The organism is Pseudomonas baetica, assembly GCF_019733355.1.
Classification (GTDB): Bacteria; Pseudomonadota; Gammaproteobacteria; order Pseudomonadales; family Pseudomonadaceae; genus Aquipseudomonas; species Aquipseudomonas baetica_A.
The window spans coordinates 41,149-57,112 of sequence record NZ_JAIHLQ010000030.1 but is presented as its reverse complement, the minus strand read 5'-3'; the positions used below and the strand labels follow the sequence as shown (position 1 = coordinate 57,112).

Genomic DNA, 15,964 nt, shown 5'->3' with positions numbered 1-15,964 from the left:
CCGGCGCTGGTCTGGGTGGCGATGGCCGAGGACTGGTCGGCGGTGTTGCGCGCGTCCTGTACCGAGCGTTTCACTTCGGCAATGATCGGCTGCAACTTGTCGAGGAAGCGGTTGAACCAACCGGCCAGTTGACCGAGTTCGTCCTTCTTGTCGTACGCCAGGCGACGGGTCAGATCACCTTCGCCGCTGGCGATGTCTTCCAGCATGTGCGCCACGCCGAGGATCGGTTTGGTCACACTGCGCGCCATCAGCCACACCAACAACAGGCCGACCAGCGCGGCCAGCACGCCGAGGCTCAGTTCGATCAGCGTGCCCGAGGTGTTGCTCGCATCCAGTTGTTGTTTGAGCGCTTCGGCGCGGCTGACCAGGACTTTCTCCGGCACATCGAGCAATACACCCCACGACGGCCCACCTGGAATCGGCTGGAACGGCGACAGCACTTTCAACTGGCCTTTGCTGTGCAGGCTGCTGACGCTGCTGCTGGAGGCGAGCAGGCGCAGCAGTTCGGCGCCGCTGGTGGTGTCGACGGCGTCCAGGCGCTGGCTGAGTTTGCCGGCATCCGGACTGTAACCGGCGAGCAGGCCGGCGGGGCTGATGATGCTCACGGCGGTCTGGCCGTCATAGAGCTTTTTGCTCGCGCCCTGGCTGATCGCTTGCAGGCTGTTGAGGTTGATGTCCACCGACAGCGAGGCGATGACCTTGCCGTTGACCATCAGTGGGAAGACGATGCTGGTCATCAGCACCTTCTGGCCGTCGATCACGTAGAAGTACGGTTCGATCACGCACGGCTTGAGGGTCGTGCGCGGGCAGGTGAACCAAGCGTTGGCCGCTTGGCCACTGGGGCCGGTGCTGGTGTCGGCCATGTCGCTTTCCGGCAACGCCATCGACGTGACTTTGCCTGGCACAGGCTGCGACCAGTACAGGGCGAAGCGGCCCTTCTCGTTGCTGCCCAGTTCCGCTTGCCCGGCGAACAGTTCGTCCTTGCCGTCCAGCCCATTGGCTTCGAACACCAGCGACAGGCCAAGCAAATCCGGGTTGGCTTGCAGCGCGGACTTGACCTGACGGGTCATGTCTTCGCGCAGATCGAAGGCATCGAGAAAGCGCTTTTCTGCCTGTTCACGCAGGAACAACACCTGTCGCGAGAAACCGTGGCCGTATTGATAGGCGTCCATGAACTGCTGGCGAATGCCCGCCGCCTGCACTTCTCCCTGGGATTCGATGCGCGCCTGAGCCGACTCGGTGAGCATCTCCATGCTTGAAGCCTTCACCAGCTCGGAACTGTGCTCCATGCGATACAGCGAAAGACCGACCAACAGGGTCACGATACCGGCCAGGCAAAGCCCGGCGAGCAGGGTGATTTTCCATTGGATGGAAAGTTGTCTTAGCCACATGGAGACGTCCTTATTCGATAAATATCTGAGACTTTGCACTGTAGCGGCCTGACAGCAGCTTTCTTGAGCTGCAAGCAACAAGCTGCAAGCGGAAAACACAAAAGCTTGCCGCTAGTGACTTGCAGCTTGCCGCTGCTTCCTTCAAAGTGCGCGCCCTTCTAATAAGACCCTCTTTGCAAATCCGCCGGTGCTCCGTGGGCGGACTCAACCTGTCTGGCGGTGACTATTGCACCGCAGTGATTTTGAGGTAGTGAAATGAATGCAGTGATTGCAGCCGTCGGCGTGATGCTGATCCTGAGTCTGTCCCGCGTGCACGTAGTGATCGCTCTGATCGTCGGTGCGCTGGTCGGCGGTCTGTCCGGTGGTCTGGGCATTGATGCCACGCTCAAGGCGTTCAATAGCGGTCTGGGCGGCGGGGCGACGGTGGCGTTGTCCTACGCGTTGCTCGGCGCTTTCGCGGTGGCGATTGCCAAGTCTGGCTTGGCCCACGCGCTGGCCGACAAGGTTCTGGTAATGGTTGATCGCCAGCATTCGACCGGCGGCGGTAACGTCAAATGGGTGCTGATCGGCATGCTGTGGGTGGTCGCGATAGCCTCGCAGAACATCCTGCCAATCCACATTGCGTTTATTCCGCTGCTGGTGCCGCCACTTCTCTATGTACTGAGCAAGTTGCAACTGGATCGCCGATTGATTGCCTGCGTGATGACGTTCGGTCTGATCACCCCGTACATGTTTCTGCCGGTGGGCTTCGGCAACATCTTCCTCAATGAAATCCTGCTGGCTAACGTTGCCCGCAGCGGTGTCGACATCAGCGGCATCAATGTCACCCACGCCATGGGCATTCCGGCATTGGGCATGGTGTTCGGCCTGGCGATGGCTTTCATCAGCTACCGCAAGAAGCGCGTTTACGACCTGGCGAAAATCGAGCAGGTCGAGCAGGTGGCGGTGCAGTACAACCCGCTGAGTCTGATGATTGCCGGTGTGGCGATTGCGGCGGCATTCGTCGTTCAGTTGTTGCTCGACTCGATGATTATCGGGGCGCTGGCCGGTTTTCTGATTTTCTCGGCCTCCGGTATCGTCAAGTGGCGCGAGACCGATGACCTGTTCACTCAAGGCATGAAGATGATGGCGATGATCGGTTTCATCATGATCGCCGCCTCCGGGTTTGCCGAAGTGATGAAGGCCACCGGGCAGGTGCAGACCCTGGTCGAGTCGTCGGCGACGTGGATCAACCACAGCAAGGGCGTGGGTGTGTTGCTGATGCTGTTGGTGGGTTTGTTGGTGACCATGGGTATCGGCTCGTCGTTCTCCACCGTGCCGATTCTGGCGGCGATTTTCGTGCCGTTGTGTGTGCAATTGGGTTTCAGCCCTCTGGCGACCGTGTGCATTGTCGGTACCGCCGGTGCGCTGGGCGACGCCGGTTCACCGGCCTCGGACTCGACGCTGGGCCCGACCTCCGGCTTGAACATCGACGGCCAGCATCACCATATCTGGGACACCGTGGTGCCAACGTTCCTGCACTACAACCTGCCACTGCTGGCGTTCGGTTGGGTCGGGGCGATGGTGCTGTAACACCACAAATCCCCATGTAGGCGCGAGCCTGCTCGCGAAAGCGGTGTATCAGACACAGAATTGCTGACTGACACGACGCCTTCGCGAGCAAGCTCGCTCCCACAGGGGGTGGATTGAATCGTTTGCTCAACTTTTGATCTGGCGTGCCGTTAAAGCCTTTAACCACGCCAATAAAACCAAGAGAGTGAGCCCCCCATGCGCCTGAGTCTCAAGGCTAAAGTCCTTTCCCTTGCCGTTCTTCCGGTGTTGCTATTTGCGCTGGTGATCAGCCTGACCACGCTGTTCATCCTTCAGGACCAGGCCAGCAAGGAAGTCGAAGAAACCCGCCAGCGTCTGCTCAGCGATGCCAAAGCCACACTGCAAAGTTACGTCGCCGTGGCCATGACCGCGATCAAGCCGTTGTATGACGCCGCCGCTCCCGGCGATGAAGCGGCGCGGGCGCAAGCGATCAAACTGCTGTCGGGTATTCGCTACGGCAAGGATGGCTACTTCTTCGGTTACGACTCCGAGACCGTGCGCCTGTTCAAGGCCAATGATCCCGAAGGCGTGGGCAAAAGCTTCAAGGACAAACGCGATCCAAATGGCGTCTACGTCAACCGCGGTCTGGTGAGTGTGGCGAAGGACGGTACTCACTATCTGCAATACAGCTCACCGCTGCCAGGCAATGCCAAGGTACTGGTGCCGAAACTCGGCTACACCGAATACCTGGCGAAGTGGGACATGGCCGTCGGTTCTTCGGTCAACCTTGACGGCATCGAGGCGCAGGTGGCGGTGGTCGAAGCCAAGGTGCAGGAGCGTATGCAAGGCGTGGTGCTGAGCATCGTTGGCGTAGCCGTGGTGATGCTGCTGCTCATCGCCGTGGCGGGGATGTTGCTGGCCAACGCCATTCTGCGCCCGCTGAACCTGATGAAAGCCAATCTCGATGACATTGCGGCGGGCGAGGGTGACCTGACTCGCCGACTGAACATCACCAGCCAGGATGAACTCGGCGAACTGGCCGGCTCGTTCAACCGTTTCGTCGACAAGATTCATGGTCTGGTGCGCCAGATCACCGAGATGACTACGCAACTGACCGGGTTGGTGACACAGGTGTCCGATCAGGCACAGCGCTCGGATCAAGCGATGGAGCGTCAGCGCCACGAGACCGATCAGGTCGCCACGGCGATCAACGAAATGTCCGCTGCCGCGCAGGAAGTCGCCAAGAGCGCGCAGAACGCTGCCGTCGCTGCCCAGCAGACCGACGAAGAAGGCCAGAGCGCCAAACGCGTGGTGGCCGGCAGCATCAAACAGATTCATGCGCTGGTGGACGACATTCGCAGCAGTGGCGTGTCGTTGGACAGTCTGCAACAGGATGTGTCGTCGATTGTCGGCGTGCTGGGGGTGATCCGCTCGATTGCCGAACAAACCAACCTGCTGGCACTGAACGCGGCGATTGAAGCGGCGCGGGCCGGTGAGGCCGGGCGCGGCTTTGCGGTGGTGGCCGATGAGGTGCGGGCGCTGGCCAGTCGTACGCAGATCAGCACGCAGGAAATCCAGGGGATGATTGATCGCTTGCAGGCCGGGACGCAGTCGGCGGTCGAGGCCATGCGCCGTTCCAGTGAGGCAGGTGATGGCACCTCGGTGCAGGCTAATCAGGCCGGGGCTTCGCTGGATGCGATGGCTGAGTTGATTGCGACAATCAACTCGATGAACGCGCAGATTGCCAGCGCTGCCGAAGAGCAAACGGCGGTGGCCGAAGAGATCAACCGCAGCGTGCATCAGATTGCGGTGGCGGTGGATAACGTGGCGGATGAAACGCAGTTGGGGGCGCAGACTTCACGCAGCCTGGCGGATTTGGGCCAGCGGTTGGGCAAGCTCGTAGGCCAGTTCCGTATCTAGAACGCTACGCATAACCTGTGGGAGCGGGTTTGCTCGCGAAGGCGTTGTGACAGTCAGTATTTCTGTCTCTGACACACCGTCTTCGCGAGCAAGCCCGCTCCCACATTGGGTTTTGTGTGTGGCTTAAGGTCTGTCCCAATAGGGGATTTCGCCGAAGCATTCGATGAAGAAGTCGATGACTGTCCGCACCTTCACCGACAGCCGACGGCTCCCCGGCCACAGCACTGCAATCTGCTGCGGCTCCAGGCTGTTGGAGACCTGATATTCCCTCAGTACCGGTACCAGCCTGCCTTCGCGCACCGCCTCACCAATCAGCCAAGACGGAAACATCACCAGCCCCAATCCCTGCTCGGCGGCTTGCGTGAGGGTGTCGGCGTGGTTGCCGGTGATCGGGCCTTTGACCGAATACGGCGTCCAGTCTTGCCCGTCACGGCGAAAAAACCAGCGCTGTTGGCCGGTCGCGCCTTTGTAGGCCAGGCACTGATGCTGCGCCAGATCATCCGGATGTTGCGGGGTGCCGTGGCGTTTGAGGTAAGCGGGGCTGGCGGCGACGTGGAATCGATGTGGCGCCAGAGTCCGCGCTTGCATGCTGGAGTCGTGCAGCGGGCCGATGCGAAACAGCAAATCGGCGCCTTCCTGCAGCGGATCGACGTAATGGTCAGTCTGTTGAATATCCAGTTGCAGCTTCGGATAGCGCGCGCATAACTGACCGAGCCACGGCGTCAGATGGCGTTGGCCGAACACCACGGGGGCGTTGATTCGCACCAGGCCCGTGGGTTCGCTTTGCTGTTCCTGCAACGCCTGCTCGGCTTCTTCCAGTTGCACCAGCACCAGCCGCGCATGATGGCCGAGCATGCGTCCGGCCTCGGTTGGCGTGACCGCCCGGGTGTGGCGGTAGAGCAATTGCTGGTTGAGCGCCTGCTCCATCAACTGGATCTGCCTTGAGATCGAAGAGGGCGCCACGCCTTCGCGGCGGGCGACTTCGGAAAAACTGCCGTGGTCGAGTACGGCCACAAACAGCCTTAGCGCTTTGAATCCCAGTTCGTTAAGCCCGTGCATGCGATGTCCTGCTGTGCGTATTGCGCAAAAGTGTTGTCAGGATGCTCCCATTTATCGCACAGCGGCGCCAGCCGATAATCCGCGCCATCGTTTATTGGCCTGGATGTTTGTGATGCAGACGTTGGATGAAGTGAGTGTTGCGCCGCCGGCGGTTAAACCGGGGTTGCGCTTGTTGTTGCTGCCGCTGGTGATTTTGGCGGGGATGGGTTTGTCGGTAGAGGCCGGTTTGCTCGGGCCGTTGGGTGTGCAGGTCGGGCATTTGTGGGCGACGTTGAGCATTTTCGGCGTGGGCTCGGCGATTCTGTTTTTGCTCCTGTTGTTCAGCGGCCCGCAACAAGGGCCGGCACTGAACACATTGCCGCGCTGGCAGTTGATCGGTGGTGTTCTCGGGCCGATCTACGTGGTGGTGCTGACGCTGGCGACCCCGCACATTGGCATCGCCATGACCATGATCGCGATTCTCTCCGGGCAGGTTGGCAAGAGTGTGTTGATCGACCACTTTGGTTGGTTCGGCGCGGTTCGTAAAAAGGTCAACGGTGAACGTTGGCTGGCGCTGCTGCTGATTGTCGCCGCACTTGTCTTGATTGCTCGGGGTTGATGATGAATCTGATTATTTTGTTGGCCGTGGTGGTTGCGGCAGGCGCGGTGTTGAGTGTTCAGGCTGCGATCAATGGGCGTTTGGGTGAAACCGTTGGGGTTTTGCGCAGTAGTTTGCTGACGTTTGCCGTGGGTGCGCTGGTTACCGGGTTGCTGATTCTGTTCTTTGAACCGGCCCACGCGGTGAATTTGCTCGACGTGCCGAAATGGCAGCTCAGCGGTGCTTTGTTTGGCGTGGTGTACATGATCGTGATGGTTGGTGCGGTGCCACGGGTGGGGACGGCGGTGGCGACGGTAGCGGTGATTGTCGGGCAGTTGGGGATGGGGATGTTGATTGATAACTTTGGCTGGCTTGGCAACCCGGCTATCGATTTGTCTGCTAACCGGATTTTGGCGATGGTCTGTTTGGGGTTGGCTTTGGTGTTTATGTATCGCAGTAGTGTTCGGGGGGCTGACTGACTGGCTGTTTGATTGAGTGAATATCCGTTGCTGCGGTAACGGCTTCTTAAGGTTGCGCCCTGACGTTCGGCCCTCGCTGCTGGATTGATCCGGGGGCATTCGCCTGCGGTTTGCTTAGCTGCACCTCCTCTCGATGTGTTCGACTCCGTCGAACGGTCGCTGCGCTCCCACCACCGGATCAATCCCTGCTCTCAGCCTGCCGACGGGCCTTTGAGATCAAGAGCTTTACTCGAGCTAACGCTCATTGTGATGAGTGGTGGAAGAGCGTGCGGTCGGCTTTTGATTTTCTGTGGGGGCGAGCTTGCTCGCGAAAGCGGTCTGACAGCAGAGTAAAGGGGCTGCCGATTTCCCTGGAGCTGCCGAAGGCTGCGATCTTTTGATCTGCTTTGGCTTTGGCTTTGGCTCTGGCTCTGGCTTTTGATGTTGCTTTTGCTCTTTTGCCCCATCGGCAGGCCGAGCGAAGGTGTTCATCAGGGGGTAGGCGCGCAGCGCCTTGTGGCGAAGCCGCACACATCGAGAGGAGGTGCAGCGAAGCAAACCGGAGGCGATGCCCTCGGATGGACACCGTAGCGAGGGAACACTGAGCCTCAGCGAAGTGCCGTACGCCGGGGGCAAAGCCTTTTGCTTACTTTTCGGCGTTTGGAAAAGTGAGTCGCTGTAAAAGCGAAACCGCCAGCGGCAACACCCGCAGCAACGGATATGCCCCCAACCCAACCCCAATCCAAGCATTGCCCCCTCAGCAAGCCATGCATAGCCTTGCGCTTTCGAGGTTCTTCGGCACTAGCCGACGCTAAGAAGGGAACACTGAGCTTCAGCGAAGTGCCGTACGTCAGGGAGAAGACTTTTTGGTCACCTTTTCGGCGTCTGGTAAAAGTGACCCGCTCTAAGCGCGGAACCGCCAGCCGTAACCCCCAAAAAACGGACACTCACAAAGTCCACAAGAGCATGGTCGGCCCAACGGCCGCCAAGCCCAATCAAGCAAGAAAAACGCCGACAGATGTCGGCGCTTTAGTGATCGCTGAACGTATTACCAGTTGTAGGTCACGTCGGCGGTCATGGTACGGCCTTCGCCGTAGTAGCAGTCGAGGGTGCTGTTGCACGCGGCAACGTACTTCTCGTCGGTGAGGTTCTGCAGGTTGGCTTGCAGCTTCACGCCTTTGACGTGCAGCGGCGATTTTTCCAGGTCATAGGAGACCATGGCGTCATACACGGTGTAGGACGGGATCTGGAACGAGTCCGACTCGTAGTCCGAACCGTAGCTGCTGCGCACGTAGCGTGCACCCAGACCCATACCGAAACCGGCCAGGGCAGTGGAATTGTCGAAGTCGTAGTTGACCCAAGCGGACGCGGTCAGTGGTGGACGCATCGCCAGGGTGCGACCTTCACGACCGTCGTTGTCTTTCTCCCACTTGGTCTGGTTACGCGACACCGCCGCCATTACGCGCAGGTTGCGGGTGACATTGACCTTGCCTTCCAACTCGACACCACGCGAGCGGACGGTGCCGCTCTGGGTGCTGAAGCCCGGATTGTTGAGGTCCGAGGTGAGCATGTTGTCCTGGTCGATCTGGTAGGCCGAAACCTGAATGAAGCCATCGATGGACGTCGGCTCGTACTTGATACCGACTTCGTACTGCTTGCCGGTGGTCGGTTCGAATGCGCCGCCGCCCATGTCGGTACCGGTTTGCGGCAGGAACGATTCGGCGTAGCTCACGTATGGCGTGATGCCGTTCTCAAACTCATAGCCAAGGCCGGCACGACCGGTGAACTTCTCGTCCTTCTGGTTGGTGTGGCCGCGAGTCAGTGGTTGCTTGTTGTCTGTTTCAGCGAAGTCATAACGACCGCCAAGGGTCAGGAACCACTGATTCCAGCGCAGTTGATCCTGAGCGTACAGGCCGGTCTGCGTGATGGTGTTGTCCCATTTGTACGGCTGGCGGAAATTGATCTGGCTGCCATATACCGGGTTGTACAGGTCGATACCCGGCGCGGTGCGGTCGTAGAGGCCAAGGAACTGCGAGTTGAAGTGGTAGTAGTCCACGCCCAACAGCACGGTGTGGTCGATATCGGCAGTCTTGAACTTGGCCTGGGCGATGTTATCGATGCCGTAAACCTTGTTGTGCTGCGACCAGTCCACCGCGTATCGGTTCTGGTAGCTGTTGTCGTTAAGGCCGGTGACCGGGTTGGTCGGGAACGAATAACCGTGCAGCGGCGCCACGTACTGGTCGTTGACGTCGGCGTAACGAGCGTTCTGTTTCAGGGTCCAGACGTCGTTGAGTTCGTGGGCGATTTCGTAACCGAGGACGAACTGCTCGCGGTGGTACTTGTTCACGTCCGGCTCGCCAATGAACCGGCTGCGACTGATACGCCCGTTCGAGGTGCTCTTGACCGTGCCGAACGCAGGTAAACCCTGGGCTTCCGGTACGTCGTGGTCTTTCTGGTACTGGCCGAAGACAGTGATGGTGGTGCGGTCGTTCGGCAGCCAGGTCAGGCTTGGCGCCAGCAACATGCGGTTCTGGCTGGCGTAGTCGATGGCCGAGTTGCTGTCGTTGAACACGCCGGTCAGGCGATAGAGGAACTCGCCCTGATCGTCAATCGGACCACCGAAGTCGAAGGCTCCGTATTTGCGGTCATAGCTGCCGCCACCGATCTTCACTTCGTGCAGCGCAGTGGCGGTCGGACGCTTGCTGACCATGTTGACGATACCGCCAGGCTGGTTCTGGCCGTAAAGCACCGACGCGGGGCCCTTGAGCACTTCGACGCGCTCCAGGGTGTACGGGTCGATCTGCAGCGAACCGCCGGTGCTGCCGCCGCCATAAGGCATGTGCAGGCCGTCGAGGTAAAGCGGGGTAGGGGAAAAGCCACGGGAGGTTGGCTCGTCGAAAATCTTCACCCGGTCTGCAAAACCGCCGCCGGTCATGCCTGGCGTGTAGAGCAGGGCTTCGGTCACCGACTTCGAACCGCGCATCTTGATTTCGTCTTGTGTCACGACGTTGATGGTCTGCGGAATTTCCTTGATCGCGGTATCGGTTTTCGAACCCGAGGCGCTGCGCTTGGCGACGATCCCGTCGACCGGACCCCAGGCTGATTCCGCGGAGGCGGAAATGTTGGTCGGTGCCAGATCCAGGCTGGCGCCGTTGGCGTTGCGGGCGCGCAATGCGACGTTGTTGCCCTGCACGCTGTAGGCGATGTCGGTGCCATTGAGCAACTGGGCGATCGCGGCCGTTGGTTCCAGGTTGCCGTTGACGGCGGTGCTGCGCAGGCCACTCACTTCATCCGGGCTGTACAGCACCTGAAGGTTGGTCTGGCGACCGAATTCCTGCAAAGCGCTCCCCAGCGACTGCGCAGGAATATTGATCGCCACGGCGGCGGCCTGAGCCTGGCCTGCCAATGGCAGGGTCAGAGCCATGGCGCACAGCGCTGGCAACGTGGAACGTAAGGAGCTGCGGATCAGCAGAGCCTTGGCGAGCGGGTGGAGTCCGTGCGGTGCGGGCATTGTTCTTCTACTCTTCAAAGTGTTGACTGAGAACTATTTCTATTAACTGTAAGTAAGACGTTGAGCCTTCCGAAAACCGGAAAGACTCAACGCTTTTTTTTACAAATTTTTCACAATCAGGCGGGTTGAAGCTCGGTGACCACTTTGCCGGCGTTCATGCGCACCAGTTGGTCGGCGACATCAAAGTAACGATCGTCGTGGGAAATGACGATGATGGTTTTGCCCAGACGCTTGAGGTCAGGCAGCAGCTCGGTATAGAAAATACGGCGGAAGGTCGGGTCCTGGTCGGCGGCCCACTCGTCGAACACCAGTACCGGCCGTTCTTCCAGCCACGCGTTGATCAGGGCCAGACGCTTGCGTTGGCCGGTCGAGAGGTCGGTGGTAGTGAACGAGCCATCGCGCACGCTGACCTTGTGCGCGATTTCCAGACGCTCCAGATATTTGTTGGCATCTTGCGGAATGTGCGTGTCGCCCTGCACCACGTCGTCGAACAGGTAGTAGTCGGCGAAAATCGTGGTGAACAGTTGACGGTAATCGTCACGGGTGGTGGCGTCGATGATCTGCTCGTTGAGGCGGATTTCACCTTGCTGCGGCGCGTACAGGCCCAGCAGCAGTTTGATCAGGGTGGTTTTGCCGCAGCCGTTCTCGCCCACGATGAAGATGATGTCACCCTGTTCGATCTTCAGGTTCACCGGCCCGAGACGGAATGGGATCGCGCCTTGTACGGTCGGAAAGCTGTACGAGACGTCGGTCAGCTCCAGGCTCTGCACCGTTGTCTTTTCATGGCCTTGATCGTTGAGCAGCAGGTGCGGTTCGGGTGAGGAAAACTGCTCGGACAACTCGGCGATACGGCGGAACGCGATCTGCGCGCGACTGACAATCGGCAGCGCGGCAATGATGTGTTCGAGCGGGCCTTTCATATACAGCAGCACCAGTACAAAACCGCTCATGACCGCTTTATCGGCGCTCGGCCAAAGCGATTGCAGGCCCAACGCAAGACCGATCACGACGAAGAACAGCATCGAGCCGAGCGTCTTGGCGATCACGAATATGTTCACCGATCGCACCTGGGTGTCGCAGATCTTGTGCGCCGTGCCTTCAATGCCCGAGACAAACATGCGGTGCCGGCGCGGCCGATGGATGCGCAGCTCCTTGGCGCCCTCAGCGACGGCGTGGTAGCTCTTCTGCAATTCGTCTTCGTAGTCGCGGGCCTTCATGAATCCCTGCATGCCGCGCCCGCGAGCAATGTATTGAACAACCGTGCCGATCAGAATGGCGACCACCGTCAGCAGAAACATCGGCCACGACAGCATCGCCAGATAACCCATGCACCCGAGGGTCACGGTCATCGAAATCGCCAGCGGGGCGAATGCGAACGCGAAGTCGCTGATGGTATCGACGTCGTGGGTCAACACCGGAATCAGGCGATGGCTGCGGTAGCGCTCGATCTGCTCGATCGGCGCCGAGAGGACTTTCTCGCCCAGTTCCTTGCGCAGCTTGGCGATGATGTGTTGGCCGACATAGTTGGTGCCAATGTCGGAAAAAATCGAAGTGGTCAGGGCCATCAGGCACAGGCCGGCGAAGACCGCGACCATGGTGCCGGTCAGATCGCCTTCGCTGTGCAGCACGCTGTTGATGGTTGCCAGTAATGCGGTGACGCTCAGACCACCGACCATGCCGAGCAGGATCGCGCCGGTGACGATCAGCCGAAAGGGTTTGAGCAGGGCGAACAATTCATTGATCACCCCGCGTGTTGGTTTGCTCATGGAGGTTCCCTGCTTGAGAGAGCGGCGAAGGCCGGCATTGACTCGCGGGCTTCGTCTGGATGACGTAGAGGGCGGTGGCGCGCCGTGTCGGTTGGCGCCCACCTGTAAAACGACTGGCAGGACGGCTAATTTAGCCGGGCGATAGCGCTACAGATCGCGGGCGACGCGAAAGCCGATCCAGTCGCCACGCGTGTCGGTGTAGGTCGCGTTGCGATTGCCGGAGCGCGAGAACACTGGCGCCTCACCCCAGTCGTTGCCGCGTATGCGGCGTACTTCGCATTTGCCGCTCGACCAGGCACTGCCATCGCTGGGCGCACCGACGTAGTTTTCGTTGTAGCAATCGGCTGTCCATTCATAGATGTTGCCGTGCATGTCGTAGACGCCGAAGGCGTTGGCCGGGAAGCTGCCGGCCGGCGCAGTGAAGTTGTAGCCATCGGCGGCGCCGTAGGTGTTGGCGTGTTTGGCGATGCTGTATTCCTTGCCCTCATCGAACGGGAAGGGGAAGGGGCCGCTGCTGCCGGCGCGGGCGGCGTATTCACGCAGGGATTCGCTGACCAGTCGATATTGCTTGCCGGTTTTCTTCGACAGCCACGCCACGTACGCCTCGACTTCAGGGAAGTCCATGCACACCGCCGGATGCTTGTCGGTGTACTGTTTTTTCGGGTCGCTGCCCTGATAGTCGGGAATGCCGGCCTTGCAGGCGCGACCGGGGCGGGTGTCACCGTCGGGCATGTTGTAACCGGTGTCGGTGAGGTAGGCGTCCCACTGGCTCTTCAAAATCTGAAAGCGGCTGATCGCCAGCGGGTTGGTAAACGTCACCGGGTGCATCGGGCCTTCGTCAGGTTCGCGGCCGACTTCGTCATCCGGAGTGCCCATGGTGAACGTGCCGGTGGGCAGTACGACCATTTCCGGGCAGTCCTTGCAGTCCTTGAACACCTTGCCCGGCGCAGGTGGCGTGGCGGCGTGGGCAGCGCCTGGCAGCAGGCTGATGGCGAGGGCGGTGAGCATCAGCGCCGGCATGGCCTTCAAGGAAAAACGACGCAGTTCACTGTTCATTGCGGGGTCTCGCTAAAAGGAAAAAGGGATCGCGCGGGATCAAAGGGCTTGGTCGAGCACGGCCAGCAGTCGGTCGATTTGGGCTTCGTCGTTGAGCAGCCCCGGAGCTGTGCGGATGACCGGGCCGACATCGCGGTTGACGGCATCGGCCACCACACGATTGGTCATCAGGTGCGCAGCGATCTTGTCGCTGTCCTTGCCCTTGACCCGGAAGAACGTGAAGCCGGCGGACAGCTCAGGGCTCAATGGCGTGACGAGTTCAATTGACGGGCGTTGTTGCAGGCGTTTTTTCAGGTAGCTGTTAAGCGCGTGAATGCGCGCCTCGACCTCTGCCTTGCCCAATTGCAGGTGTAACTTGAACGCTTCGTCCAGCGCCCAACGGTGTTCGAACGCGTGATAGCCACCGGGGGTCATGGTGGTGGAAAACGTTGTCGCTTCGGAGAACGTTGGAATGATCGGTGTGATGTACCTGACCTCTTCGAAACGGCTGCAAATGAGGCCGGTGCCGCGCGGGCCGAACATCCATTTGTGGGTGCCGGCGATAAAAAAATCGCAGTTCATCTGCTTGAAACTCAGGTCGTCCACGCCAAATCCGTGAACGCCATCCACCACATAAATGATTCGGTTAGCGTCACTGCGCCCACGGTTGTGTTTGTCGACGAGGGCGCCGATCTCGCCGATCGGCAGTTTCAGGCCGCTGCCCGAATGCACCCAGCACATCCCCAGCACGCGGGTTTCGGGGCGAATGGCGCTGTCGATGGCGGCCAGGATTTCAGCTTTGCTGGCGCGGTGCACATCTTTGAACAGAGGGATTTTGCGCACCCGCGTGCCGTCGCGTTCGGTGCGCAAAGCGAGGATGGTGTGAGTCGCGTAATGCTCGTGGACGGTGGTGAGGATTTCCTGATCGGCGCGCACATGTGCGCCGCCGTAAATCGTCGCCAAGCCTTCGGTGGTGCTGCCGGTCAGCGCGATCTGCTTCGCGTTGACTTGCAGGTAACGACCCGCCCAGACCCGCACGTTTTCTTCGCGCTGTTCGATCACACCCAGATCCCAGTCCATCGCCAGGCCTGGGTTTTTGTCGAGGGCGGCGCGGTGCTTTTCGATGGCGTCGCGCACGGGTTTGGGGTGCGAGGTGACCAAAAAATTGGAGAAGTGCAGGTAATCCGGATCCTGATCGAACAGTTGCTGCAACTGCGCCCACTTGTTGCGTGGCAGCGGCGCGGCTGCTGAGGCACTGGCGACACTCGGCAGGCTCGCCCCCAGTGGCAGCGCCGCCGCGAGAATCCCCGCCTGCTTCAGAAAGTCACGACGATTGCTCATGGCTTGGCGGTTTCCTGCGCCGTGGCCAGCGAAGGTTTCGCGGCTTTTTCGACCTGATCCCAGACTCGCAGGAAATTGCCTCCCCAGAGCTTGGCGATGTCGGCTTCGGAATAACCACGCGAGATCAGTTCGGCGGTGACGTTGCGGATCTCTGCCACGTTCTCGAAACCTTTGACGCCGCCGCCCTCGTTGAAATCGGAGCTGATCCCAACATGGTCGATACCGATCTTGCGCACCGCGTAATCAATGGCGTCCCCCAGATCCTTGAGGCTGGCTTTCGGCTCTTGTTCGAGGATCCCGTAGAGGCGGCCGGCGTACTGGCCGAACTTTTGCTCGGACCAAGCGGCAATGATCGGATCACCGGGCATCAGCGCCATGGCCAGGTTCGGCAGTGGCGGCAGATCAAAGTCTTTGCGCATTTCGTTGAGCTTGTTCTGGGTTTCCTGGGTCAGCGGACGCAGGTACTGCGAGAACGCGACGATCTGTACGACGCCGCCGCTGTTCTTGATCAGCTGCATTTCCTTGTCGCTGAGGTTGCGCGGGATGTCGACCATCGCGCGCGGCGCCGAATGCGAAGCCACCAGTGGCGTGCGGCTCAGTTGCGCGACTTGCTCAAGAGCCTTGGTCGACATCTGCGATACGTCGATGATCACGCCCAGATCGTTCAGGCGCTTGACCGCTTGCCTGCCCAGATCCGAGAGACCATCGAGAGCGTCCGGCGAGTCATTGAGGAACGGCAGCGGACGCGACGAATCGGCCCAGTCGTTGTTGCCGATGTAGCTGAAGCCGAACATGCGCATGCCGCGTGCCGTCCACATGTCCAGCAGGCTCAGGTCGTGGCCCAGTGGATAGGCGTTGAGCATGCTGATGAAAATCACGAACTTGCCTTCGCCGTGCAGGCGCCGGAAATCGTCCGGGGTGTAGGCGATGGCGACCTGATTGGGATAGTCACGGACCATGCCGGAAATGATCTTGAAGCGGATCTCCTGCTGGTTGCGCGCCTCTTCGACGAAGCCGGGCGTCGGTTTGTGAGGAGCATTCGGGCCGTTCCACATTTCCGGCCAGCCGAAGATGGTCAGCGCAGCGCCCGACAGACGTCCACGGTTGGCCTTGGCCAGATCGAACTGGCCGTCACCGTCCTTGTCGGCTTCGTGGCCGTCGGTGCCGAAATTTTGCGTCAGGCTGACATGGCTGTCGAAGGAGAGCATGCGTTCGTGCAGCTCATCGGCCTGTTTCATGACTTTGACCGGGTAGCCGAGGTCGTCCTTGAACCCGAGTTGCCAAACGGCAAAGCCTGCGCCGGCGCTGATTGCCAGGGCCAGTGGCAGGCCGATGAATAGAGCCTTTTTCGAACGTGGTTTTGTCATTGCCATCTC

General features: G+C 60.0%; 10 protein-coding genes and 2 pseudogenes. 5 read left to right on the top strand and 7 right to left on the bottom strand.

The window, feature by feature from the left end:
• Positions 1–101 precede the first annotated feature (101 nt).
• Positions 102–248, bottom strand: a pseudogene (locus K5E40_RS35715) (HAMP domain-containing protein); the annotation flags it as partial.
• A 1,398-nt stretch (positions 249–1,646) separates the two neighbouring features.
• Here K5E40_RS35715 and K5E40_RS24135 point away from each other — a divergent pair.
• The 3 genes and pseudogenes from K5E40_RS24135 (at position 1,647) to K5E40_RS35705 (ending at position 4,841) form a co-directional block, all read left to right on the top strand.
• On the top strand, positions 1,647–2,963 hold the full coding sequence (locus tag K5E40_RS24135; protein ID WP_221732953.1) for a Na+/H+ antiporter family protein: 1,317 nt from the start codon (positions 1,647–1,649) through the stop codon (positions 2,961–2,963).
• A gap of 195 nt (positions 2,964–3,158) precedes the next feature.
• Positions 3,159–3,935, top strand: a pseudogene (locus tag K5E40_RS35710) (cache domain-containing protein); the annotation flags it as partial.
• An 84-nt stretch (positions 3,936–4,019) separates the two neighbouring features.
• Entirely contained in the window at positions 4,020–4,841 is an 822-nt protein-coding gene (locus K5E40_RS35705) for a methyl-accepting chemotaxis protein (RefSeq protein WP_401135169.1), read from the top strand.
• 123 nt (positions 4,842–4,964) lie between these two features.
• On the opposite strand, the gene K5E40_RS24125 is transcribed toward K5E40_RS35705, so the two are convergent.
• Entirely contained in the window at positions 4,965–5,900 is a 936-nt protein-coding gene (locus K5E40_RS24125) for a LysR family transcriptional regulator (protein ID WP_221732951.1), read from the bottom strand.
• A gap of 112 nt (positions 5,901–6,012) precedes the next feature.
• Here K5E40_RS24125 and K5E40_RS24120 point away from each other — a divergent pair, with 112 nt between their 5' ends.
• Together K5E40_RS24120 and K5E40_RS24115 are read left to right on the top strand one after the other, a co-directional pair.
• A complete protein-coding gene (locus K5E40_RS24120; protein ID WP_221732950.1) occupies positions 6,013–6,498 on the top strand; it encodes a DMT family transporter in 486 nt (161 codons plus the stop codon).
• Positions 6,498–6,956 (top strand): DMT family transporter, encoded by a 459-nt coding sequence (locus K5E40_RS24115; RefSeq protein WP_221732949.1) that lies wholly within the window; start codon positions 6,498–6,500, stop codon positions 6,954–6,956. The genes K5E40_RS24120 and K5E40_RS24115 overlap by 1 nt, the downstream gene beginning before the upstream one ends.
• 1,027 nt (positions 6,957–7,983) lie before the next feature.
• On the opposite strand, the gene K5E40_RS24110 is transcribed toward K5E40_RS24115, so the two are convergent.
• From K5E40_RS24110 to pvdM, 5 genes are all read right to left on the bottom strand, one after another.
• Positions 7,984–10,446 (bottom strand): TonB-dependent siderophore receptor, encoded by a 2,463-nt coding sequence (locus tag K5E40_RS24110; RefSeq protein ID WP_221732948.1) that lies wholly within the window; start codon positions 10,444–10,446, stop codon positions 7,984–7,986.
• A 116-nt stretch (positions 10,447–10,562) separates the two neighbouring features.
• A complete protein-coding gene (locus tag K5E40_RS24105; RefSeq protein WP_221732947.1) occupies positions 10,563–12,212 on the bottom strand; it encodes a cyclic peptide export ABC transporter in 1,650 nt (549 codons plus the stop codon).
• Positions 12,213–12,359: 147 nt separating this feature from the next.
• Positions 12,360–13,268: a formylglycine-generating enzyme family protein gene (locus K5E40_RS24100; RefSeq protein ID WP_221732946.1), complete on the bottom strand. Its 909-nt coding sequence runs from the start codon at positions 13,266–13,268 to the stop codon at positions 12,360–12,362.
• Between the two features lie 39 nt (positions 13,269–13,307).
• Positions 13,308–14,588 (bottom strand): aminotransferase class V-fold PLP-dependent enzyme, encoded by a 1,281-nt coding sequence (locus K5E40_RS24095; RefSeq protein ID WP_221732945.1) that lies wholly within the window; start codon positions 14,586–14,588, stop codon positions 13,308–13,310.
• Positions 14,585–15,955, bottom strand: coding sequence for a pyoverdine-tailoring dipeptidase-like protein PvdM (gene pvdM, locus K5E40_RS24090; protein WP_221732944.1), 1,371 nt, complete (start codon positions 15,953–15,955; stop codon positions 14,585–14,587). The genes K5E40_RS24095 and pvdM overlap by 4 nt, the downstream gene beginning before the upstream one ends.
• Between the last annotated feature and the right edge of the window lie 9 nt (positions 15,956–15,964).